This window comes from Streptomyces beigongshangae, assembly GCF_019710745.1.
GTDB lineage: Bacteria > Actinomycetota > Actinomycetes > Streptomycetales > Streptomycetaceae > Streptomyces > Streptomyces beigongshangae.
In genome coordinates this window covers 39,872-58,827 of record NZ_JAHKJW010000009.1, presented here as the reverse complement: position 1 = coordinate 58,827, position 18,956 = coordinate 39,872, and the positions used below count along the sequence as shown (strand labels likewise).

Annotated in this window: 16 protein-coding genes; 6 read left to right on the top strand and 10 right to left on the bottom strand. The window is 71.4% G+C overall.

Translation table 11 applies throughout. The annotated features are described in order from the left end of the window. Nucleotides 1–218: 218 nt before the first annotated feature. Nucleotides 219–1,664 carry a xylulokinase gene (gene xylB / locus KM933_RS09065; protein ID WP_221350048.1) on the bottom strand — a complete coding sequence of 482 codons (1,446 nt, stop codon included), beginning with the start codon at nucleotides 1,662–1,664 and terminating at the stop codon, nucleotides 219–221. 189 nt (nucleotides 1,665–1,853) lie between these two features. On the opposite strand from xylB, the gene xylA reads away from it, so the two are divergent. Beyond that, entirely contained in the window at nucleotides 1,854–3,020 is a 1,167-nt protein-coding gene (gene xylA / locus KM933_RS09060) for a xylose isomerase (protein ID WP_221350046.1), read from the top strand. Nucleotides 3,021–3,368: 348 nt separating this feature from the next. Here the strand turns inward: xylA and KM933_RS09055 are convergent, their stop codons facing one another. Continuing rightward, complete coding sequence (locus tag KM933_RS09055; protein ID WP_221350044.1) at nucleotides 3,369–4,655, bottom strand: SWF or SNF family helicase; 1,287 nt, start codon at nucleotides 4,653–4,655, stop codon at nucleotides 3,369–3,371. Next, nucleotides 4,652–7,507 carry a DEAD/DEAH box helicase gene (locus KM933_RS09050; protein WP_221350042.1) on the bottom strand — a complete coding sequence of 952 codons (2,856 nt, stop codon included), beginning with the start codon at nucleotides 7,505–7,507 and terminating at the stop codon, nucleotides 4,652–4,654. The genes KM933_RS09055 and KM933_RS09050 overlap by 4 nt, the downstream gene beginning before the upstream one ends. A gap of 274 nt (nucleotides 7,508–7,781) precedes the next feature. Between KM933_RS09050 and KM933_RS09045 the strand changes: the two genes are divergently transcribed. Both KM933_RS09045 and KM933_RS09040 read left to right on the top strand, forming a co-directional pair. Then, entirely contained in the window at nucleotides 7,782–8,822 is a 1,041-nt protein-coding gene (locus KM933_RS09045; RefSeq protein ID WP_308013313.1) for an acyl-CoA desaturase, read from the top strand. A gap of 104 nt (nucleotides 8,823–8,926) precedes the next feature. Continuing rightward, nucleotides 8,927–9,109 carry a hypothetical protein gene (locus KM933_RS09040; protein ID WP_221350039.1) on the top strand — a complete coding sequence of 61 codons (183 nt, stop codon included), beginning with the start codon at nucleotides 8,927–8,929 and terminating at the stop codon, nucleotides 9,107–9,109. A 253-nt stretch (nucleotides 9,110–9,362) separates the two neighbouring features. Here the strand turns inward: KM933_RS09040 and KM933_RS09035 are convergent, their stop codons facing one another. The 4 genes from KM933_RS09035 to KM933_RS09020 form a co-directional block, all read right to left on the bottom strand. Next, entirely contained in the window at nucleotides 9,363–10,217 is an 855-nt protein-coding gene (locus KM933_RS09035) for a hypothetical protein (protein WP_221350036.1), read from the bottom strand. A 156-nt stretch (nucleotides 10,218–10,373) separates the two neighbouring features. Further along, nucleotides 10,374–10,700, bottom strand: a complete 327-nt coding sequence (locus KM933_RS09030) for a hypothetical protein (protein ID WP_221350034.1) — start codon at nucleotides 10,698–10,700, stop codon at nucleotides 10,374–10,376. Nucleotides 10,701–10,821: 121 nt separating this feature from the next. Next, nucleotides 10,822–11,421 (bottom strand): class I SAM-dependent methyltransferase, encoded by a 600-nt coding sequence (locus tag KM933_RS09025; protein ID WP_221350033.1) that lies wholly within the window; start codon nucleotides 11,419–11,421, stop codon nucleotides 10,822–10,824. Nucleotides 11,422–11,530: 109 nt separating this feature from the next. Continuing rightward, nucleotides 11,531–11,959: a PPOX class F420-dependent oxidoreductase gene (locus tag KM933_RS09020; RefSeq protein WP_221350031.1), complete on the bottom strand. Its 429-nt coding sequence runs from the start codon at nucleotides 11,957–11,959 to the stop codon at nucleotides 11,531–11,533. Between the two features lie 96 nt (nucleotides 11,960–12,055). On the opposite strand from KM933_RS09020, the gene KM933_RS09015 reads away from it, so the two are divergent. Both KM933_RS09015 and KM933_RS09010 read left to right on the top strand, forming a co-directional pair. Next, nucleotides 12,056–12,469, top strand: coding sequence for a roadblock/LC7 domain-containing protein (locus tag KM933_RS09015; RefSeq protein ID WP_221350029.1), 414 nt, complete (start codon nucleotides 12,056–12,058; stop codon nucleotides 12,467–12,469). 180 nt (nucleotides 12,470–12,649) lie between these two features. Then, the gene (locus tag KM933_RS09010) at nucleotides 12,650–13,741 is read left to right on the top strand and encodes a DUF6397 family protein (RefSeq protein WP_430727295.1); all 1,092 of its coding nucleotides are present in this window, start codon (nucleotides 12,650–12,652) and stop codon (nucleotides 13,739–13,741) included. Nucleotides 13,742–13,846: 105 nt separating this feature from the next. Here the strand turns inward: KM933_RS09010 and KM933_RS09005 are convergent, their stop codons facing one another. Together KM933_RS09005 and KM933_RS09000 are read right to left on the bottom strand one after the other, a co-directional pair. After that, nucleotides 13,847–14,719, bottom strand: a complete 873-nt coding sequence (locus tag KM933_RS09005; protein ID WP_221350027.1) for an acyl-CoA thioesterase — start codon at nucleotides 14,717–14,719, stop codon at nucleotides 13,847–13,849. 19 nt (nucleotides 14,720–14,738) lie between these two features. Beyond that, a complete protein-coding gene (locus KM933_RS09000; RefSeq protein ID WP_221350025.1) occupies nucleotides 14,739–17,252 on the bottom strand; it encodes a DEAD/DEAH box helicase in 2,514 nt (837 codons plus the stop codon). A gap of 145 nt (nucleotides 17,253–17,397) precedes the next feature. On the opposite strand from KM933_RS09000, the gene KM933_RS08995 reads away from it, so the two are divergent. Next, the gene (locus KM933_RS08995; RefSeq protein ID WP_221350023.1) at nucleotides 17,398–18,192 is read left to right on the top strand and encodes a metal-dependent hydrolase; all 795 of its coding nucleotides are present in this window, start codon (nucleotides 17,398–17,400) and stop codon (nucleotides 18,190–18,192) included. A 77-nt stretch (nucleotides 18,193–18,269) separates the two neighbouring features. On the opposite strand, the gene KM933_RS08990 is transcribed toward KM933_RS08995, so the two are convergent. Beyond that, the gene (locus tag KM933_RS08990; RefSeq protein WP_221350020.1) at nucleotides 18,270–18,569 is read right to left on the bottom strand and encodes a type B 50S ribosomal protein L31; all 300 of its coding nucleotides are present in this window, start codon (nucleotides 18,567–18,569) and stop codon (nucleotides 18,270–18,272) included. Between the last annotated feature and the right edge of the window lie 387 nt (nucleotides 18,570–18,956).

Below are 18,956 nucleotides of genomic sequence, written 5' to 3'. Positions count from 1 at the left end.
TCCTCGTCCGGCCGGTCCCCGAAAGACCGTCCTGTCCGTGCCGGCGCCCCGGGCAGTCGGCGCCGGCAGCCATCCGCTGCTCGACGTGCCCGCACTGCCCGACGTGCCCGCGCTCCCCGACGTGCCCGCACCCCTTGAGATGTCGGCGCTCCTTGATGCGCTCGCGCTCTCCGGGCGGGACCGGTGGGCACCGGTCCCGCCCGGAGAGCGCGAAGCCGTCAGCGCTGATCGGCCTCCCGCTCCAGCAGCGGAGCCGCGTCGGAGATTACCCCGGCGATCCGTGCGAGCGCCGCCTCGTCCCGTTCCCCGGCCTCCAGTACCGGTCCGTGCGCCGTGTTCCAGCGCCGGGCCACCGCCGCCGGGTCCTCCCCGGTCAGCACGCCCGCGGCCTGCGCGGCGGCGCCGAGCGCGACCAGCTCCCTGGCCTCCGGTACCTGGACGGGCCGTCCCGACAGCCGCCGTACGGTCTGCTGCCAGGCCGTTCCCCGCGCACCGCCGCCGATGAGCAGGAGCGGCGCCGAACGGTCCGCGTCCTCGTCGAGCACCAGGTCGAGGGCGCCGAGCAGCGAGTGCACGGCACCGTCGTACGCGGCCTGGAGCAGTTGTCCCGGTGTCGTGTCGTGCCGCAGCCCGTGCAGCAGGCCCGAGGCGTGCGGCAGGTTCGGGGTGCGCTCACCGTCCAGGTAGGGGAGCAGCGTCACCTCCGTACCGGGTTCGACTGCCTCACGGTCGACACCGAGGAGGGCGGCGACACGGTCCACCGCGAGAGTGCAGTTCAGGGTGCAGGCCAGCGGCAGCCAGTCGCCCCGCGCGTCGGCGAAACCCGCCACGGTGCCGGTGGGGTCGGCGGGCCGCCGTGTCGACACCGCGTACACCGTGCCGGACGTGCCGAGGCTGAGCACCGCGGTGCCCGGACGCAGCCCGAGACCCAGCGCGGCGGCGGCGTTGTCACCGGTGCCGGGCGCGACCAGTGTGCCCTTGGCGAACGGCAGGTCGCCGGAGCCGCGCACGGTTCCGACGACCTCGCCGGGCCGGCCCACCCGGGGCAGCAGGGCCGGGTCGAGCCCCACATGGCCGAGGACCTCCTCGTCGTACGTCTCCGTCCCCGACGTCCACCAGCCCGTACCGGAGGCGTCACCGCGGTCCGTCGTGCCCGCTCCCGTGAGGAGCTCGGTGAGGTAGTCGTGGGGCAGCCGCACGGCGGCGGTGGCCCGGACGGACTCGGGCTCGTGCTCGGCGAGCCACGCCCATTTGGTGACCGTGAAGGACGGGCCCGGCACACTGCCGGTGCGCTCGGCCCATGCCTTCGGGCCGCCCAGCTCCTCCACGAGACGACGGGCCTGCGGCGCCGACCGTACGTCGTTCCAGAGCAGCGCGGGGCGCACCGGAGCGCCGTGGACGTCGAGGGTGACGAGTCCGTGCTGCTGGCCGCCGACGGACACCGCGGCGGCCTCGCGCGCCGGGGCCCCGCACTGGTGCAGGGCCTCCCGCAGCGCGTCCCACCACTGCCGCGGATCGCTCTCGCGGCCCGCTCCGGAGGACACGGTGTGCGGCGCCTGGCCGCTCGCCACCACGGTACCGGTGGCCACGTCCACGACCAGGGCCTTGGTGGACTGGGTGGAGGTGTCCACGCCGACGACGAGCGGACCCTGAACTGCTGACATCGGTCTCTCCCTCTTCCGCGGCTCCGCGGCATCTGACCTGGTGTTCTGCGGTTTCGTCCGGGCCGGAACAGCCCTGGATCCACCCGTTGCGCCTCCCCGGGAACATCTTGTCCCTTCCCAGGGATGCCTTCGCATACTAATTTGTAAAGCGCCATGACGAAATAGTCGGAGCAAGCAAGGAGCCGCGGCATGAACTACCAGCCCACCCCCGAGGACAGGTTCACCTTCGGCCTGTGGACCGTCGGCTGGCAGGGGAGGGACCCGTTCGGCGACGCCACCCGGGCCGCCCTGGACCCGGTCGAGTCGGTGCAGCGCCTGTCGGAACTCGGCGCCTACGGAGTGACCTTCCACGACGACGACCTGATCCCCTTCGGATCCTCGGCCACCGAGCGCGAGTCGCACATCAAACGTTTCCGCCAGGCTCTCGACACGACCGGTATGACCGTGCCGATGGCCACCACGAACCTGTTCACGCACCCCGTCTTCAAGGACGGCGCCTTCACCGCCAACGACCGTGACGTGCGGCGGTACGCCCTGCGCAAGACCATCCGCAACATCGACCTGGCGGCCGAACTGGGCGCGGAGGTCTATGTCGCGTGGGGCGGCCGCGAGGGTGCCGAGTCCGGCGCCGCGAAGGACGTGCGCGTCGCGCTGGACCGCATGAAGGAAGCCTTCGACCTCCTCGGCGAGTACGTGACCTCCCAGGGCTACGACCTGCGCTTCGCGATCGAGCCGAAGCCGAACGAGCCCCGTGGCGACATCCTCCTGCCGACGGTCGGTCACGCGCTGGCGTTCATCGAGCGCCTGGAGCGGCCGGAGCTGTACGGCGTCAACCCCGAGGTCGGCCACGAGCAGATGGCCGGGCTGAACTTCCCGCACGGCATCGCCCAGGCCCTGTGGGCGGGCAAGCTCTTCCACATCGACCTCAACGGCCAGAACGGCATCAAGTACGACCAGGACCTGCGCTTCGGAGCGGGCGATCTGCGGGCCGCCTTCTGGCTGGTGGACCTCCTGGAGACGGCCGGTTACGCGGGCCCGAAGCACTTCGACTTCAAGCCGCCGCGGACCGAGGACTACGAGGGCGTGTGGGCCTCGGCCGCCGGCTGCATGCGCAACTACCTGATCCTGGCCGAACGGGCCGCCGCCTTCCGGGCCGACCCCGAGGTCCAGGAGGCCCTGCGGGCCTCGCGCCTGGACGAACTGGCGCAGCCCACCGCTGCGGACGGCCTGCAGGCACTGCTCGCCGACCGCGCCTCCTTCGAGGACTTCGACGTCGAGGCGGCCGCCGCGCGCGGGATGGCGTTCGAGCGCCTCGACCAACTGGCCATGGACCACCTGCTGGCGGCCCGCGGCTGATCGACCGGGGCGGAGAAGGGCCCTTGCGCGGAAGCATCCGGAACCATGCGATTCATGCCGTGGATCTCATGCCGTGGGTCCGTATGGAGTTCTGTGCGAGGGCCACTTCGCGACCGGTTCGCGACCAGTTCGAGGCGACTCCTGGCGACTCCTGGCGGCTCCTGGCGGTATGGCCACGCAGCCCTTGCCTCCCCGGCCGCCGGGCAGCACGCCGCCTCACGACGGTGACGGGTACGCCGGGGGAGGACCGCTGCTGCCGCTGCCACCGCCGCCGTCGGGTCCGCCGGGCGGTCCCGAGCGGCTGTCAGCCCTGCTCCACGGCCCTGTCCCCCTCCCGCCTGCCGGGTGTCACTCCTGCCCCTCCGCCAGCGCCAGCGCCGCCGCCGGGTCCTTGGACGCCGGGCCGGCAGGGGCCCAGCGGCCCCGTTCCTTGCGATAGGGCCACCAGCGGCCGTCCGGCCCCAAACGGAGCTGCGCCTCCCCGCCGACGACGGTCCAGTGGGTGCGGGACGCGCGCAGGACAGGCCGCTCGCCCTCCTCCCAGGCGGACTCCAGAGCGGCACGCGCGCGTGCGAGCGTTTCCGCGTCCGCAGGCCGGTCCCCGTCGAGGACGTCCAGTGCGGCCGCACCCCCGCACTCCCAGGCGCGGACCGCGAGCACCAGACCTTCCCGGTCGCGCCCCGCCCCTTCGGCGAGCCGGGCCGCCACCGGCACCCCGGGCCCGCCCGACGCCAACCGCACGGCGTCCTGAGCAGGCGACAGACCGATTTCCACAGGGCGCTGCCCGTGGCCCGCGCCGAGCGCGTCGACGAGCAGCCGGCGCGCCTCACGGGCGGCCTGTGCCGCCAGGAAACCGAGCGCGGCCGGATCGACCCCGGGCGCCGGACCGGTCTCCGTGTCCAGCGAGGGCGGCACCCCCGCTTCCGCGGGCACCGGAGGCGCCGCGGGCAGCGGCGGCAGGATGCCCGCCGCCGCGTACGCCTCGCCGGCGTCCACGCCCTCGTACACCTCCTGCCGTACCGCGGCGGGCTCCGTCCGGGGGACGCTGCGCCTCTGCAACTCGTCGAGGAGCTCACGCTCCCCGCGACCGCGCAGGAGGAGCAGCACGAACGGATCCTGGTCCAGCAGCCGCGCCATCTGGTAGCACAGCGCGGCGGTGTGGCCGCAGTGGTCCCACGCGTCGCAGCCGCACTCCGCCTCCAGATCGCCCGGACCGGGCAGAAGCCCGACCCCGGCGGACGCCGCGTCCTCCACCAGGTGCGGCGGCATCTCACGGTCCAGCAGCGCCGCGACGTGCCCCGCCCGCTCGACGGTCATGTCCAGCAACCGGTCCCACTGCTCCCCGGACAGCTCCTGCAGCAGGACGTCCGCGCGGTACGCGGTGCGGTCGAGGTCCTGGACGACCGCGGTGACACGACCGGGCCGGACCGAGACGGCACCCACGGCTCCGGAGCGCGCGAGCCGCCGCCCCGTCCGCAGCTGCCGCGAGTCCAGCGTGGCGTCCTCCAGCGCCTTGAGCCATGCCTGCCCCCACCAGCTCCGGGCGAAGCCGCGGCCGGGTGCGGGCGGCAGGGCGGCGAACGTGCGCTCCGGAGTGTTCCCGTCCTCCGGAGCGTTCTCGTGCGGATCGTTCATCGGGAGCCTCCTCGCAGTGCCACCAGGTCGGCCAGTTGGGCGTCGGTCAGTTCGGTGAGGGCCGACTCACCGGAGCCCAGTACCGCGTCCGCCAGTTCCCGCTTGCGCAGCAGCATGTCCGCGATACGGTCCTCGACCGTCCCCTCGGCGATCAGCCGGTGCACCTGGACCGGCCGGGTCTGGCCGATGCGGTACGCACGGTCGGTGGCCTGGGCCTCGACGGCCGGATTCCACCAGCGGTCGTAGTGCACGACGTGCTCGGCCCGCGTCAGGTTCAGGCCCGTGCCCGCGGCCTTCAACGACAGCAGGAAGACAGGCACTTCACCGTCCTGGAAGCGCTGGACCATGGCCTCGCGCTCGGACACGGAGGTACCACCGTGCAGGAACTGGAAGGGCACACCACGTGCGTTCAGATGGTGCTCGATCAGGCGCGCCATGCGTACGTACTGCGTGAAGACCAGGACACCTGCCCCCTCGGAGAGGATGGTGTCGAGCAACTCGTCCAGCAGTTCCAGTTTTCCAGAGCGCCCGGCGGTGCCCGGCCGCTCCTCCTTGAGGAACTGCGCCGGGTGGTTGCAGATCTGCTTCAGCCCGGTGAGGAGCTTCACGATCAGTCCGCGCCGCGCCATGCCGTCGGCGCCCGCGATCTCCGCGAGGGTCTCGCGGACCACGGCCTCGTACAGACCCGCCTGCTCCTTGGACAGGGACACGGCGTGGTCGGTCTCCGTCTTCGGCGGGAGCTCGGGCGCGATACCGGGATCGGATTTGCGGCGACGCAGGAGGAACGGCCGCACCAGCCGGGCGAGCCGGTCCGCCGCGTCGGGGTCCTGCCCGCCCTCGACGGCCTTCGCGTACCGGCTGCGGAAGGTCCCCGGGCGCCCCAGCAGACCGGGGGTGGTCCAGTCGAGAATGGCCCACAGTTCCAGGAGGTTGTTCTCCACGGGAGTGCCGGTGAGCGCCACGCGCGCGCGTGCGGGGATCGTCCGCAGCTGCCGGGCCGTGTCCGAGTACGGATTCTTCACGTGCTGTGCCTCGTCCGCGACGACCATGCCCCACGACACGTCCGCCAGGCGTGCCGCGTCGAGCCGCATGGTGCCGTAGGTCGTGAGGACGAACTCGCCGGCGGCCGGCCCGTCCAGGTGCCGCCGTGCGCCGTGGAAGCGGCGGACAGGGGTGCCCGGGGCGAACCTCTCGATCTCGCGCTGCCAGTTGCCCATGAGGGAGGTCGGGCAGACGACGAGGGTGGGTCCCGCGGCGGACGCGTCGGTCTGGCGGTGCAGGTGCAAGGCGATGAGTGTGATCGTCTTACCGAGGCCCATGTCGTCGGCGAGGCAACCGCCCAGACCCAGCGACGTCATACGGGCCAGCCAGCCGAGTCCTCGCAGCTGGTAGTCGCGCAGCGTCGCGGCCAGGGCGGGAGGCTGTCCGACCGGCTCCTGACCCTCCGGGTCCGACAGACGGTCCCGCAACGTCGCCAGCCATCCCGTGGGCCGCACGTCGACCCTGCGGCCGTCGACCTCAGTGGAACCCGTCAGGACGGTGCCCAACGCGTCGACGGGAGTCAGTTTGCGGTCCTGCTGGGCCCGGGCCCGGCGCACTTCCCGCGGATCGACGAGGACCCACTGGTCACGCAACCGCACCATGGGGCGATCGGCCTCGGCGAGCCGGTCCAGCTCCTGGCGCGTCAGCTGCCGGTCGCCCAGTGCGAACCGCCAGTTGAAGGCCAGCAGGGCGTCGGCCGACAGGAACGAGGGCGTGTCCGAGGCCGGCCCGCCCGCACCCTGGCCGTCGTCCGGCGGACCGATGACCGCGCGGGCCGTCAGCTTGTGCGTCAGCTCCCTCGGCCAGTGCACCTCCACGCCGGTGCCGGCGAGCGCTCGTGCCCCCTCGCCCAGGAGTTCCGCGGCCTCCTCGTCGGCGAGTTCGATCCGGTCGGGCACGGCAGCCGACAGCAGGGGCGTCAGCGGGGCCCAGGCCCGTGCGGCACGGCGCAGCGCGAGCAGGGCGTCCATCCGCGCGCGCGGACCGAAGACCGGGCTCGGTCCGCTCCACACCCCGGCCGCGTCCGCCAGCAGGGCCGGATCGCGGACGCTGTGCAGCTGAAGCACCACGTGGAACGGCAGGCGGGTCTCGTCCGACACGGCTGAGGCGAGGCCCGGCACCTCCACGCGCAGCGAGATCCGTACACCGGCGTCGTGCCCCGCCGCGACATCGGCGGCCCACACACGGTGCTGGGGCACGTGGTGCGGCTCGGGAGCGGCGAAGACCGGGCTGCCGGCGGCGAGCGCCGCGGCGGGGGAGCGGGGCAGGGTGTCGGCAACGGCGTCGAGGAAGGCGCGCAGCAGCCGTTCGGGATCGGGCAGGCGCAGCGGTTCCGTCCCGTCGACGGGCACCGCGTGGGCGAAGGGTGGCATGGCGGCGGCCAGTTCACGGACGCGTTCCAGATCCCGGGCGTCCAGAGGGCCGGCGCGCCACGAGTCGTGGTCGCCCGCGCTCAGGCCGGGCAGCAGCAGTCCACGCGCGGTGAGGTGCAGCGCCAGGACGGCCGCGGCACCCCAGAAGGCGGCCGCCCCATGGGCCTGCGGGGCGGCACGCGCGCGCGTGAGGACCGGAATCGCCGTCCGCGTCGGCAGGACGACGGCCGGCACCCGCACCGACTCCACGCCGTCCTCGCCGGGGAGGACGACTACCAGCTCCTCGACCGGGGCGGAGCAGAAGACCGGCGGTTCCTGGCCGTCGGGCAGCCAGAACGCGATACCGCCGGTCCGGGCCGGGTCACCGGGAACGAAGACGGCACAGCAACGAACCAGTTCGGAGATCTCGGCGACGCTGGGGACGGGGATCCTCTGCACAGCGATGACTATATTCCTCAAATTTGACTACTTGGCGTCGGGGTCGCCGAGGGTACAGCACGGCAGGAGATGTGCAAAATGTCTGCCCCCGGGGCCGGTGCCTCCGCTTCAGGGGTGGTGCCAGGTCCACCCCGCGGTCGCCTTTTCCCCCCGTCCGGACCCGGGTGGTGGCGCCATGGCTGACCAGGGCCGTCGATCCGTACGTTTCTACAGGTCGGCCCGTTGCCCGCCCATCCCACCTCACCCCACTCCCTCCAGAGAACGGAACCCTGCCGTGCCCGAAACCGCCGCAGTCGTCGCTGAACCCCCCTCAAGGGTTGCCACCAGTGAGTTCACCCCGCTGCTGCGCACTGTCAGAGAAGCCGGACTCCTGGACCGCCGGCAGGGCTGGTACGCGTTCGCCATCGCCGGCAACGCGCTCACGCTGGCCGGCGCCGCCACGGGCATCGTCCTGCTCGGTCACTCCTGGTGGGTACTGCTGCTGGCCCCGGTGCTCGCGGTGCTGTGCGCCCGCACGGCCTTCATAGGTCACGACGCGGGGCACTCCCAGATCACCGGGAACCGGCCGAGGGGGCGCGTGATCGGGCTGGTCCACGCGAATCTGCTGCTGGGCATGAGTTACGGCTGGTGGAACGACAAACACAACCGGCACCACGCCAACCCCAACCACATCGACAAGGACCCCGACGTCAAGGCCGACGTACTGGTCTTCACCAGCGGGCAGACGGCGGGCCGTACCGGATTCCGGCGCTGGCTCACCCGCTACCAGGCATGGCTCTTCTTCCCGCTCACGCTCCTCGAAGGCGTCGCCCTGAAGATCCACGGCTTCCAGGACCTGCGCCGGCGGTCTCCTCGCGAACGGCTGGTGGAGACCCTTCTGCTCGTCACGCACCTCCTCGCGTACACGGCCCTGCTGCTGACCTCCATGCCGCTGGGCACGGCGCTGGCCTTCGCCGCGATCCACCAGGCGCTCTTCGGGTTGCACCTCGGTATGGCCTTCGCGCCGAACCACAAGGGCATGGAGATGCCCGATCCCGACGGAGAGGGATGGGGGCACCTGCGCCGCCAGGTGCTCACCTCACGCAACGTACGCGGGGGGATCCTGACCGACTGGTTCCTCGGCGGTCTCAACTACCAGATCGAGCACCACCTGTTCCCGAGCATGCCGCGCCCTCACCTCAAACTCGCCCAGCCCCTGGTGCGCGCCCACTGCCGGGAGTTGGGTATCTCCTACACGGAGACAGGGCTCGTGGAGTCCTACAGGCAGGCCCTGCGGCACATGTACGAGGTCGGGGAACCCCTCAGGGTCGAGTAGGGGGCGTACTCAGGGTCGTATCAGGGTCGCGGTCTGGAACCGCCGGGAGCACGGGTCCGTTCTCAAGACAGAGAGCGGCAGCGGCCGCTGAGGAGGGTACGCACATGTCAAGGAACGCGAAAATAGCCGCAGGGGGTGTCGCGGCCGGCATCATCCTGCTCTTCTGGCTGCCCTGGTGGATCGCCCTGCTGATCGTCCTGGGGGTTCCAGCAGCGGCGTATCTGACGCTGGACCCCTCACAGCGGCGCAGGCTGCGCCGCGCCGGACGTAAGGAACTCGGCCGCTGAACCAGTCACCCGCCCGGCCGGTTTCCTCCGGAGCCGCAGGATCCACCGCGTCGCCGCTCGTGGGCCCGCTCCCGCCGATGGCGGGTGGGGTCCACGGGCGGCTGCGGTCGCTTCACCGCTCAACCCGGGCCGACGGGGCGGCGCGCGCCCGGATTCCCGACTCCCGGCCCCTGCGGTTCCCCGCGGCCCGCATCACCCGCCGTGCTTCGCGTCGTCCATCGTGACTCGTACCGTCCGCGTCGGCCCGTCCGGCTCAGTGGGGACGGACGGCCATCCTGTCCAGCGCTTCCAGCAGGCCGGGCAGTTCGGGACCGCGGCCGACCGTGAGGATCTCCCCGGGCTTCTCGTCGAGCAGGACGAAGGCGATGTCGTCGGTCCGCGCCACCATCGACCAGCCGGGCCCGTCGGCCCGGAGGGTCCGCGCGTCTCCCGGGGCGAAGGACGAGCGCACGCGGCCGAGCGGCGGGGGCGCGTCCACGTACGAACGCGCTTCCGCGAGGACGCGCTGGACGCCACTGAGCGGTTGCCGCCCACCACGTCCGTCCGCGCCGGGCTGCTCGGACGCGTCGTCCGGGGCGTTCTTTGCGGTTGTCGTACGGGCGAACTGGGTCTCGTCGATCTGTTCGCGCCAGGCGGCCCACTGGAGGGCGATCTCGTCCGCACCGAGGCGGCGCTGCGCGGCACCCCAGGCAGACGTGTCCGGCGGACACAGCGGGGTCTGCTCCGTGATCTCGGGCGAGGGGTCGTGCGGGGCAGGCACACCCGGCGCCGCGACCGCCACGGCCAGCGGCCATCCGGGCAGCGCCGCCACCATCGAGCGATCGTCCGGCGACAGGTCGTACTCCATGCCGCAGTCCCAGGACGCGATGGCGACGGCCACCAGCGAGACGTCGTCGACGACGACGGTCCACCGGGCTCCGTCCCCGTCCTGGCCCAGCACCAGGCCGTATCCGTCGGCGAGGGGCGCGAGACCGAGCGCCGCGCAGGCTTCCGGGTAGTCGTCGCCCAGCACGCTGGGGAACTGCGCCGGTGTCAACAGCACCGCCGTCAGCACATACAGCGCGTCGTCGTCCCCGGCGGCGACGGCCTCACTGTCCGTCCCGGCCATTCCAGCCTCCCCATCGCTACATCCGTCGGCGCACCCTAATGCGCGCCCGCGGCCGTTGTCACGGGTCCAGGGCACCCAGGGAACGGCGTCCGTTTCCGTAGGGGAGCGAGACGGTGGCCTGTCGCCGTGCCGAGTCCGCCCAGGACCCCGTCCCGGTCAGACGGCGGGCAGGCCGAGGAGGGTCCGGGCCACGACGCTGGGTGGCTCGTCGCGCTCCCGCGCGAGCGCGATGACGGCCCGGCACGCCAACTCGTTCACTCCGAAGGACAGAGCCTCCGGCGACACCCAGGTCGCGGCCTCGTCGAGCCCTTCCTGGTCGTCCTCGACACCCGCCGACACATAGGCCGCGGCGGCTTCGAACAGGTTGTGCGTCTGCTTCCCCTGCTTCTTCGGGCGACGGTCGGCCGAGGGGCCGGAGCGCTGGGGGCCGGCCGTTCGCGGGCGCATGAAGAGCTTCCGGAGCCTGGCCGATGTGCCGGACATGCGGGCCACCTTCCCCTGTGCTGTTTCACCGGTCTTCGCCCATCTGTCTCCATTCACCGTAGATGTGAAGCTTCGGCATCAGAAGAGGGCGGTAGCGACTCGGAGGGCTTGAGCAGAGCTTTCAGAGGCGGCGCTCGGCCAGGGCGAGGAACCGGGCGTCCTCGTCCACGTATGACGTCATGTGCCAGCCGGAGGCGGACAGCAGCGGGCCGAGGTTGCCCTCCGCGCGTAGGTCGGCCGATGTGAGCCGCCGCCCCTGGCGCGCAGCGAGGGCGGCCCGGCCGATCGGGTGGAAGAGCGCCAGGATGCCACCGGGGCGTACGACCCGTGCCAGCTCGCGCAGATTCCCGCCGGGGTCCGGAAGATGCGCGACGAGTCCGGCGGCGAAGACGGCATGGAGCGACTCCGCACGCAGCGGCAGCCGCGCCACATCGGCGAGGAGCAGGCAGCCGGCCCGGTCACGGCGCGCCCGTACCGCGGCCGCCAGCATGGCCGGCGTCAGATCCGCGCCGAGGACCACGCCCGAAGGTCCCACGGCGTCCCTGAGGGGCGGCAGGGCCCGTCCCGTACCGCACCCCGCGTCGAGGACGCGGTCGCCTTCCCGCAGCCCGAGCTCGGCGACGGCCGCCGCGTACGCCGGGCCGTCGTCGGGGAACCTCTCGTCCCAGTCCGCCGCGCGGGACGAGAAGAACTCCTGGACATGCGTGTGGTCATCGCTCATGCACCGCATGATCCCGCATCGCACGCGAAGCGCCCCGGCCGAACGGCGACGCGGAGCCCGCTCGTACGCAGACCCCGCCGACCGATCCGGGCGGGGCGCACCGCACCGTTCAGTCGGAGACCGAGGCCTCCGCGAGAACCTTCTCGATCCGCACCCGGACGAGGAGTTCGCCGGGTACGCCGTTACGGGCCGCGAACTCCTCGGCACGCTCCTCGCCCATGTAACGGCCCCCGATCCGTCCGGCCCAGAGCCGGACGTCATCGAGGTCCTCCGAGATCCGGGCGCGCCCCTGCAGAACGACGTACGCGTACGGGGGCCGGTCGTCGTCCACGCACAGGGCCACCCGGCCGTCCCGCGTCAGGTTCCGTCCCTTGACGGTGTCCTTCCCCGTGTTGAAGACCAGGTCGTCCCCGTCGAGGAGAAACCAGATCGGTGCCACATGGGGGCGTCCGTCGGCCCGGACGGTCGACAGCTTGCCGGTGCGGGTTCCGTGCGAGACGAACGCCCGCCATTCCTCATCGGTCATCTTGTGTGCCATGCCCCTATCCTCCTTGCCCGGACGGCGGCGGTGGGGAAGGCTGGTCGATCGGATCCTCCGGCCCGGGGGAGCCACACGTCCACGGGGAGACAGATCATGCCTGAGAACCAGGGACTCGACTGGCTGCTCGACGACCTGACCCAGCGTGTCGAGCACATACGCCACGCGCTGGTGCTGTCCAACGACGGGCTGGTGACCGGTTCGAGCACAGGTCTGAGGCGGGAGGACGCCGAACACCTCGCCGCCGTCTCATCGGGCCTGCACAGCCTGGCCAAGGGTTCCGGCCGGCACTTCGGCGCGGGCCGGGTGCGCCAGACGATGATCGAGTTCGACGACGCGGTGCTCTTCGTCACGGCGGCGGGCACCGGCAGCTGCCTCTGCGTACTCAGCGCGGCGGAGGCGGACATCGGGCAGGTCGCGTACGAGATGACGCTGCTCGTCAACCGGGTCGGCGAGCATCTCCACGTCGATGTGCGGCAGCCGGAGCACTCGTCCTCCATGGACATCTGAATCACCTGGATCATTTGCTCGGCCTGACGCGAGTAAAAGCAACAACAGGCTCCTGGCCTGCTTGGATGTCGCCGCGATCGAGGTTTTCCACAGGCTCGGCGCGAGACGCGGCAAACCGGCTACGGTTTTTCCCGAGGCAAGCGCACGCAAATGCACACCACTGCACGGGGGAGAACCACCATGTCCGGCGACACCACCACCATGTCCGGCGACGCCATCACCCGGGCCATCGCGCGACCGACGCTCGCACAGAGCCGCGCCGCGCGGGAAGTGGGCCTCAAGCGGGGCGAGTTCGATCTCGCCGTACAGCTCGGGCGTATTCGCACGGTGCCCGACGAAGGCGGTGGAGGCCGGCGTGTCACCCGCGCGGAGATCGACAGGGTGCGGTCCGAGGAAGGCTTCCCGGAGGTTCTGCGGGAACGCGTCAAAGCGGTCGGCACATCCGAGGGCGCGGCCCTCATGGGCATCACGACCGGCAGGTTCACCCGCTTCGCCCGCCTGGGCCTCATCGTGCCCGTGAAGTTCTATCTGAACCGTTATCGGGCCGTGGTGTGGCTGTACCTGGCCGAGGAGTTGCGGCAGTTCGCCGCGAACGAAGAGAACGCGGCGCTGCTGAGCGGCCGGATTTCCGCAGGACTGCGCGACCAACTGGACATGGAACTGGATCTGCGGCCCCGGAACTGGCGCGGACGGCACCTCGGGTTCTCGCTCCGGCAGACCCAGGACCCGTGGGCACGTGCCGCGGTCGTGGCATCGCTGCTGGATCCCGTGCAGGTCGCCGAGATCGTCCCGGATCCCTGTGAGCGTGTCCACATGGACCGGTACCGGCCCGGTCAGGGCACTCGTAAAGCGCCCGATTCCCCCGCCGCGCACGTCATCGCGCGGATCATGACAGCGGCGGACCCGGACGAGATCAGCTGGCTCCGCGCCGATCTGGCGAACGGCCTGAAGGAGGCACGTGCCCATCGGCCCGCCCCGCGCCCGGCGACGGAGCACGAGGTCCGGCGCACGGGCCGTGTCCGGCCGGTCCCGTTCGCGGAGCACCGGCTGCCGACCGGGTACCGCCGGCCCGCCGAGCCGCGGCGGACCGTGCTGCCGCGGCACCCGGCCGGGGACGCGCGACCGGCCGGCACACCGCAGCCGAATGAGGCGAGGCACCCGACCCGGCGGCGACCGGCCGGGGCACGGCATCCGGTCGAGGTGCGGCACACGGCCGATGAACCAGGGCGCCCCAAGGGCATCCTGAGCCGGCTGCGCCGCAGAAATCCCTGACCTCCGCCTCGGCTCGCGGGCTCAGCGACTCACCGGCTTGCCGCATAGCCGAAGTGCCGGAGCGTCGAGGCGTCGAAGTGCCAAAGCGCCGGATCCGCAGGCTCGTCAGCTTTCGAGCCTGCGGAACAGCCCCTCCTGGACGACGGACACGAGCAGACGCCCCTCCACGTCGTAGATACGGCCCCGGGCCAGACCCCGGCCGCCCGTCGCGATCGGGGACTCCTGGTCGTACAGGAACCACTCGTCCGCGCGGAACGGCCGGTGGAACCACATGGCGTGATCGAGGGAGGCCATGTCGAAACCGCGCCTTCCCCACAGCGGCTCCACCGGGATGCGGACGGCGTCCAGGAGGGTCATGTCGCTCGCGTAGGTGAGCGCGCAGGTGTGGATCAGGGGATCGTCGCCCAGGGGGCCGACGGCGCGCATCCACACCGCACTGCGCGGCTCGGCGTGCTCGATCTCCTCGGGAGTCCAGCGCAACCGGTCCGCGTAGCGGATGTCGAAGGGCTGGCGCCGGGCCATGCGCTCCAGTGTCTCGGGGAGTGCGCCCAGATGCTCCTTGACCTCTTGGGCGACGCTCGGGAGCGATTCGGGATCCGGGACCTCGCGGGCCGGCGGCAGCTGGTGCTCGAAGCTCCCTTCCTCGGGCTTGTGAAAGGAGGCGGTCAGATTGAAGATCGTGCGGCCCTGCTGCACGGCGGTGACGCGGCGTGTGGTGAACGACCGCCCGTCCCTGACCCGTTCGACCTGGTACACGATGGGCACGCCCGGCCGGCCCGGGCGCAGGAAGTACGCGTGCAGCGAGTGCACGGGACGCTCCGCGTCGGTGGTGCGGCCGGCGGCGACGAGGGCCTGGCCCGCCACCTGCCCGCCGAAGACCCGCTGCAGGGATTCCTGCGGGCTGCGGCCACGGAAGATGTTGACCTCGATCTGCTCCAGGTCGAGCAGGTCGACGAGTCTCTCGGCTGGGTTCGTCATGTGTCGGGTTCTCCTGTGCTCACAACTGGCCGACGGCGGTGACCTTGACGACGGCACGCCCTTCGGCGTCGGAGGCCACGAGGTCGACCTCCGCGCTGATGCCCCAGTCGTGGTCGCCGTTCGGGTCGGCGAAGGTCTGCCGCACCCGCCACAGTCCGTTCTGCGGCTCCTCCTCGATGCGCAGGAGCTTGGGACCGCGTGCGTCGGGACCGGTGCCGAGATCGTCGTACTCGTCCCAGTAGTCGTCCATCGCCTCACCCCAGGCGTCGGCGTCCCAGCCGGACTCGGCGTCCATCTCGCCGAGTTCCGAGACGTTGTCGAGGGCGGCGAGCTCGACGCGCCGGAACATGGCGTTGCGGACGAGGACCCGGAAGGCGCGCGCGTTGGCCGTGACCGGCTTGACCTGGTCGGCCTTCTCCTGGGCCTCCTCGGCGGTCATCACCTCGGGGTTGGCGAGCTGCTCCCACTCGTCGAGGAGGCTGGAGTCGACCTGGCGCACCATCTCGCCGAGCCAGGCGATCAGATCCTCCAGGTCCTCCGACTTCAGGTCGTCCGGGACCGTGTGGTCGAGAGCCTTGTAGGCGCTCGCCAGGTAGCGCAGCACGATGCCCTCGGTGCGGGCGAGTTCGTAGTGGGACACGAACTCCGTGAAGGACATGGCCCGTTCGTACATGTCGCGGATGACGGACTTCGGGGAGAGCGGATGGTCACCCACCCAGGGATGGCTCTTGCGGTAGGTGTTGTACGCGTGGAAGAGCAGCTCCTCCAGCGGCTTGGGGTACGACACGTCCTGGAGCCGCTCCATGCGCTCCTCGTACTCGACCCCGTCCGCCTTCATCGCTCCCACGGCCTCGCCGCGCGCCTTGTTCTGCTGGGCGGCGAGGATCTGCCGCGGGTCGTCCAGCGTGGACTCCACGACGGACACCATGTCCAGGGCGTACGAGGGGGACTCGGGGTCCAGGAGCTCGAACGCGGCGAGCGCGAAGGTCGACAGCGGCTGGTTGAGGGCGAAGTCCTGCTGCAGGTCGACCGTGAGACGCACGATGCGGCCCTCGGCGTCCGGGGTGCCGAGTTTCTCCACGACGCCGCCGTCGAGGAGCGAGCGGTAGATGGCGATCGCCCGCCTGATGTGCCGCAGCTGCTGCTTGCGCGGTTCGTGGTTGTCCTCCAGCAGATGACGCATCGCGGCGAAGGCGTTGCCCGGCCGTGCGATCACCGACAGAAGCATGGTGTGCGTGACGCGGAAGCGCGAGGTCAGCGGCTCCGGATCGGACGAGATCAGCTTCTCGAACGTGCTGTCCGTCCAGCCGACGAAGCCCTCCGGCGCCTTCTTGCGCACCACCTTGCGGCGCTTCTTCGGATCGTCGCCCGCCTTGGCGAGGGCCTTCTCGTTCTCCACGACGTGCTCGGGAGCCTGCGCCACGACGAACCCCGCCGTGTCGAAGCCGGCCCGGCCGGCCCGGCCCGCGATCTGGTGGAACTCCCGCGCCCGCAGCGTCCGCACACGGGTGCCGTCGTACTTGGCCAGGGCGGTGAACAGCACCGTGCGGATGGGCACGTTCACGCCGACACCGAGGGTGTCCGTGCCGCAGATGACCTTCAGGAGACCGGCCTGCGCGAGTTTCTCCACCAGGCGGCGGTACTTCGGCAGCATGCCGGCGTGGTGCACGCCGATGCCGTGGCGTACGTAGCGGGAGAGGTTGCGGCCGAACTTGGTGGTGAAACGGAAGTTGCCGATCAGCTCGGCGATCTGGTCCTTCTCCTCACGCGTGCACATGTTGATGCTCATCAGCGCCTGCGCCCGCTCCACGGCCTGCGCCTGCGTGAAGTGCACGATGTAGACGGGTGCCTGCTTCGTCTCCAGGAGCTCGGTGAGCGTCTCGGTGAGCGGCGTCAGCTTGTACTCGTAGGAGAGGGGGACAGGCCGGGTCGCCGAGCGGACCACCGAGGTGGGCCGGCCCGTCCGCCGGGTCAGGTCCGTCTCGAACATGGAGACGTCGCCGAGTGTCGCCGACATCAGGATGAACTGGGCCTGCGGCAGTTCCAGGATCGGGATCTGCCAGGCCCAGCCGCGGTCGGCCTCGGCGTAGAAGTGGAACTCGTCCATCACGACCTGGCCGACGTCGGCCCGCTTGCCGTCGCGCAGCGCGATGGACGCGAGGACCTCGGCGGTGCAGCAGATGACCGGGGCGTCGGCGTTCACGGACGCGTCGCCGGTCAGCATGCCGACGTTCTCGGTGCCGAAGATCTTGCACAGTTCGAAGAACTTCTCCGAGACGAGCGCCTTGATGGGCGCCGTGTAGAAGGTGACCTCGTCCCGGGCGAGCGCCGCGAAGTGCGCACCCGCAGCGATCATGCTCTTGCCGGACCCGGTCGGGGTCGACACGATCACGTTCGCACCCGAGACCACCTCGATCAGCGCCTCCTCCTGATGGGGGTAGAGCGTGAGACCGCGTTCCCCGGCCCACGACTCGAAGGCTTCGTAGAGGGCGTCGGGATCTGCGGTCTGCGGCAGCTGATCGATAAGGGTCACGACTCCATCTTGCCTGGCATCGCCCCCGATGAGGGAATCGGATGCGGGGCCGAAGATCATGAACGCTACGCTGTGTCGCCGGCCGGGTGTCGGCGTACACGGGCAACCGGCAGCCGGTACAAGAGGAACGAGGCGGGGCGCGGCCATGATGGGACCAGCACACTCACTGTCCGGGGCGGCGGCCTGGCTCGGTGTCGGAGCAGCGGCGTCCGCCTCCGGACACACGATGCCCTGGCCGGTCCTCCTGGCCGGCGCGCTGGTCTGCGCGGGTGCGGCGCTCGCCCCGGATCTGGACCACAAGGCCGCCACCATCTCGCGGTCCTTCGGACCCGTCTCGCGGGGCCTGTGCGAGATCGTGGACAAACTCTCGTACGCCGTCTACAAGGGGACGAAGAAGCCCGGCGACCCGAGCCGCTCCGGTGGGCACCGCACCCTCACCCACACCTGGGTGTGGGCGGTGCTGATCGGTGCGGGAGCCTCGGTCGGTGCGGTCGAGGGAGGTCGCTGGGCGGTTCTGGCCATCCTGTTCGTGCACATGGTGCTGGCCATCGAAGGGCTGCTCTGGCGGGCGACGCGCGGGTCCAGCTCCGACGTCCTGGTCTGGCTGCTCGCCGCGACCAGCACATGGATCATCGGGGACATACTGGACGATCCGGGCAATGGGGCCGGCTGGCTGTTCACGGCCCCCGGCCAGGAGTACCTGTGGCTCGGACTGCCGATCGTCCTCGGGGCACTGGTGCACGACATCGGGGACGCGCTGACGGTGTCGGGCTGCCCGATCCTGTGGCCGATACCGATCGGCCGCAAGCGCTGGTACCCCCTGGGGCCGCCCAAGGCGCTGCGGTTCAGGGCGGGCAGCTGGGTGGAGCTGAAGGTGCTGATGCCCGCGTTCATGGTGCTGGGCGGGTTGGGTGGCGCGGCCGCGCTCAACTTCATCTGACGGGCCGCGCCGAGGGGACGGACACCGCTGCCGGCCGTCTGCCGTCTGCGGTCCGGGCGTACCCCGCCCCGGCGGGATCACGTCGCGTCGGCTCCGCCCGACGGGTTGCTTCCGCCCGACGGGTCGCTCCGGCTCCCGGTGCCGTACCGCTTCTCGAACTGGGCGACGCGCCCCTCGGTGTCGACGGTCCTGGCCTTGCCCGTGTAGAAGGGGTGGCTCTCCGAGGAGATCTCCACATCCACGACGGGGTACGTCCGGCCGTCGTCCCACTCGATCGTCCGGTCGCTGGTCGCGGTGGACCGGGTCAGGAAGGCGTACCCGGCGGCGCGGTCGCGGAAGACCACGGAGTGGTAGTCGGGGTGCTTGTCCTGTTGCATGAGGACTCCTTGCTCATGGAGAGAGGTGCACGGACGGGCGGACAGGGCCGGCGACCGCGTCGGTGGCGACCGGTCCGCCCTCCTGTCCGTCGGTGCTCTCACAAGTACCTCCAGTACCTCCAGGTGATGCGGGCCGGCCTGCTGCCATCGTGGTCGACGGGCGCGCGGGCCGCATGGTCGAGCCGCCCGCACGGAACGCGCGGAGTGCACGGAGGCACGGAACCGGGTGGTTCCCGGGCGCTCCCCGAACCGGACCGGTGCCGATCTCCAGACTTCCACCCCTTTTCGGCACCGCGCAACGGCACGCTGTCCGCCCGAGTGCGCCGGCCCGAGGCCGACCCGGTGGTCGGGCGGCCCACCGGTCGGCGGCCCGCCCGACATCGACGC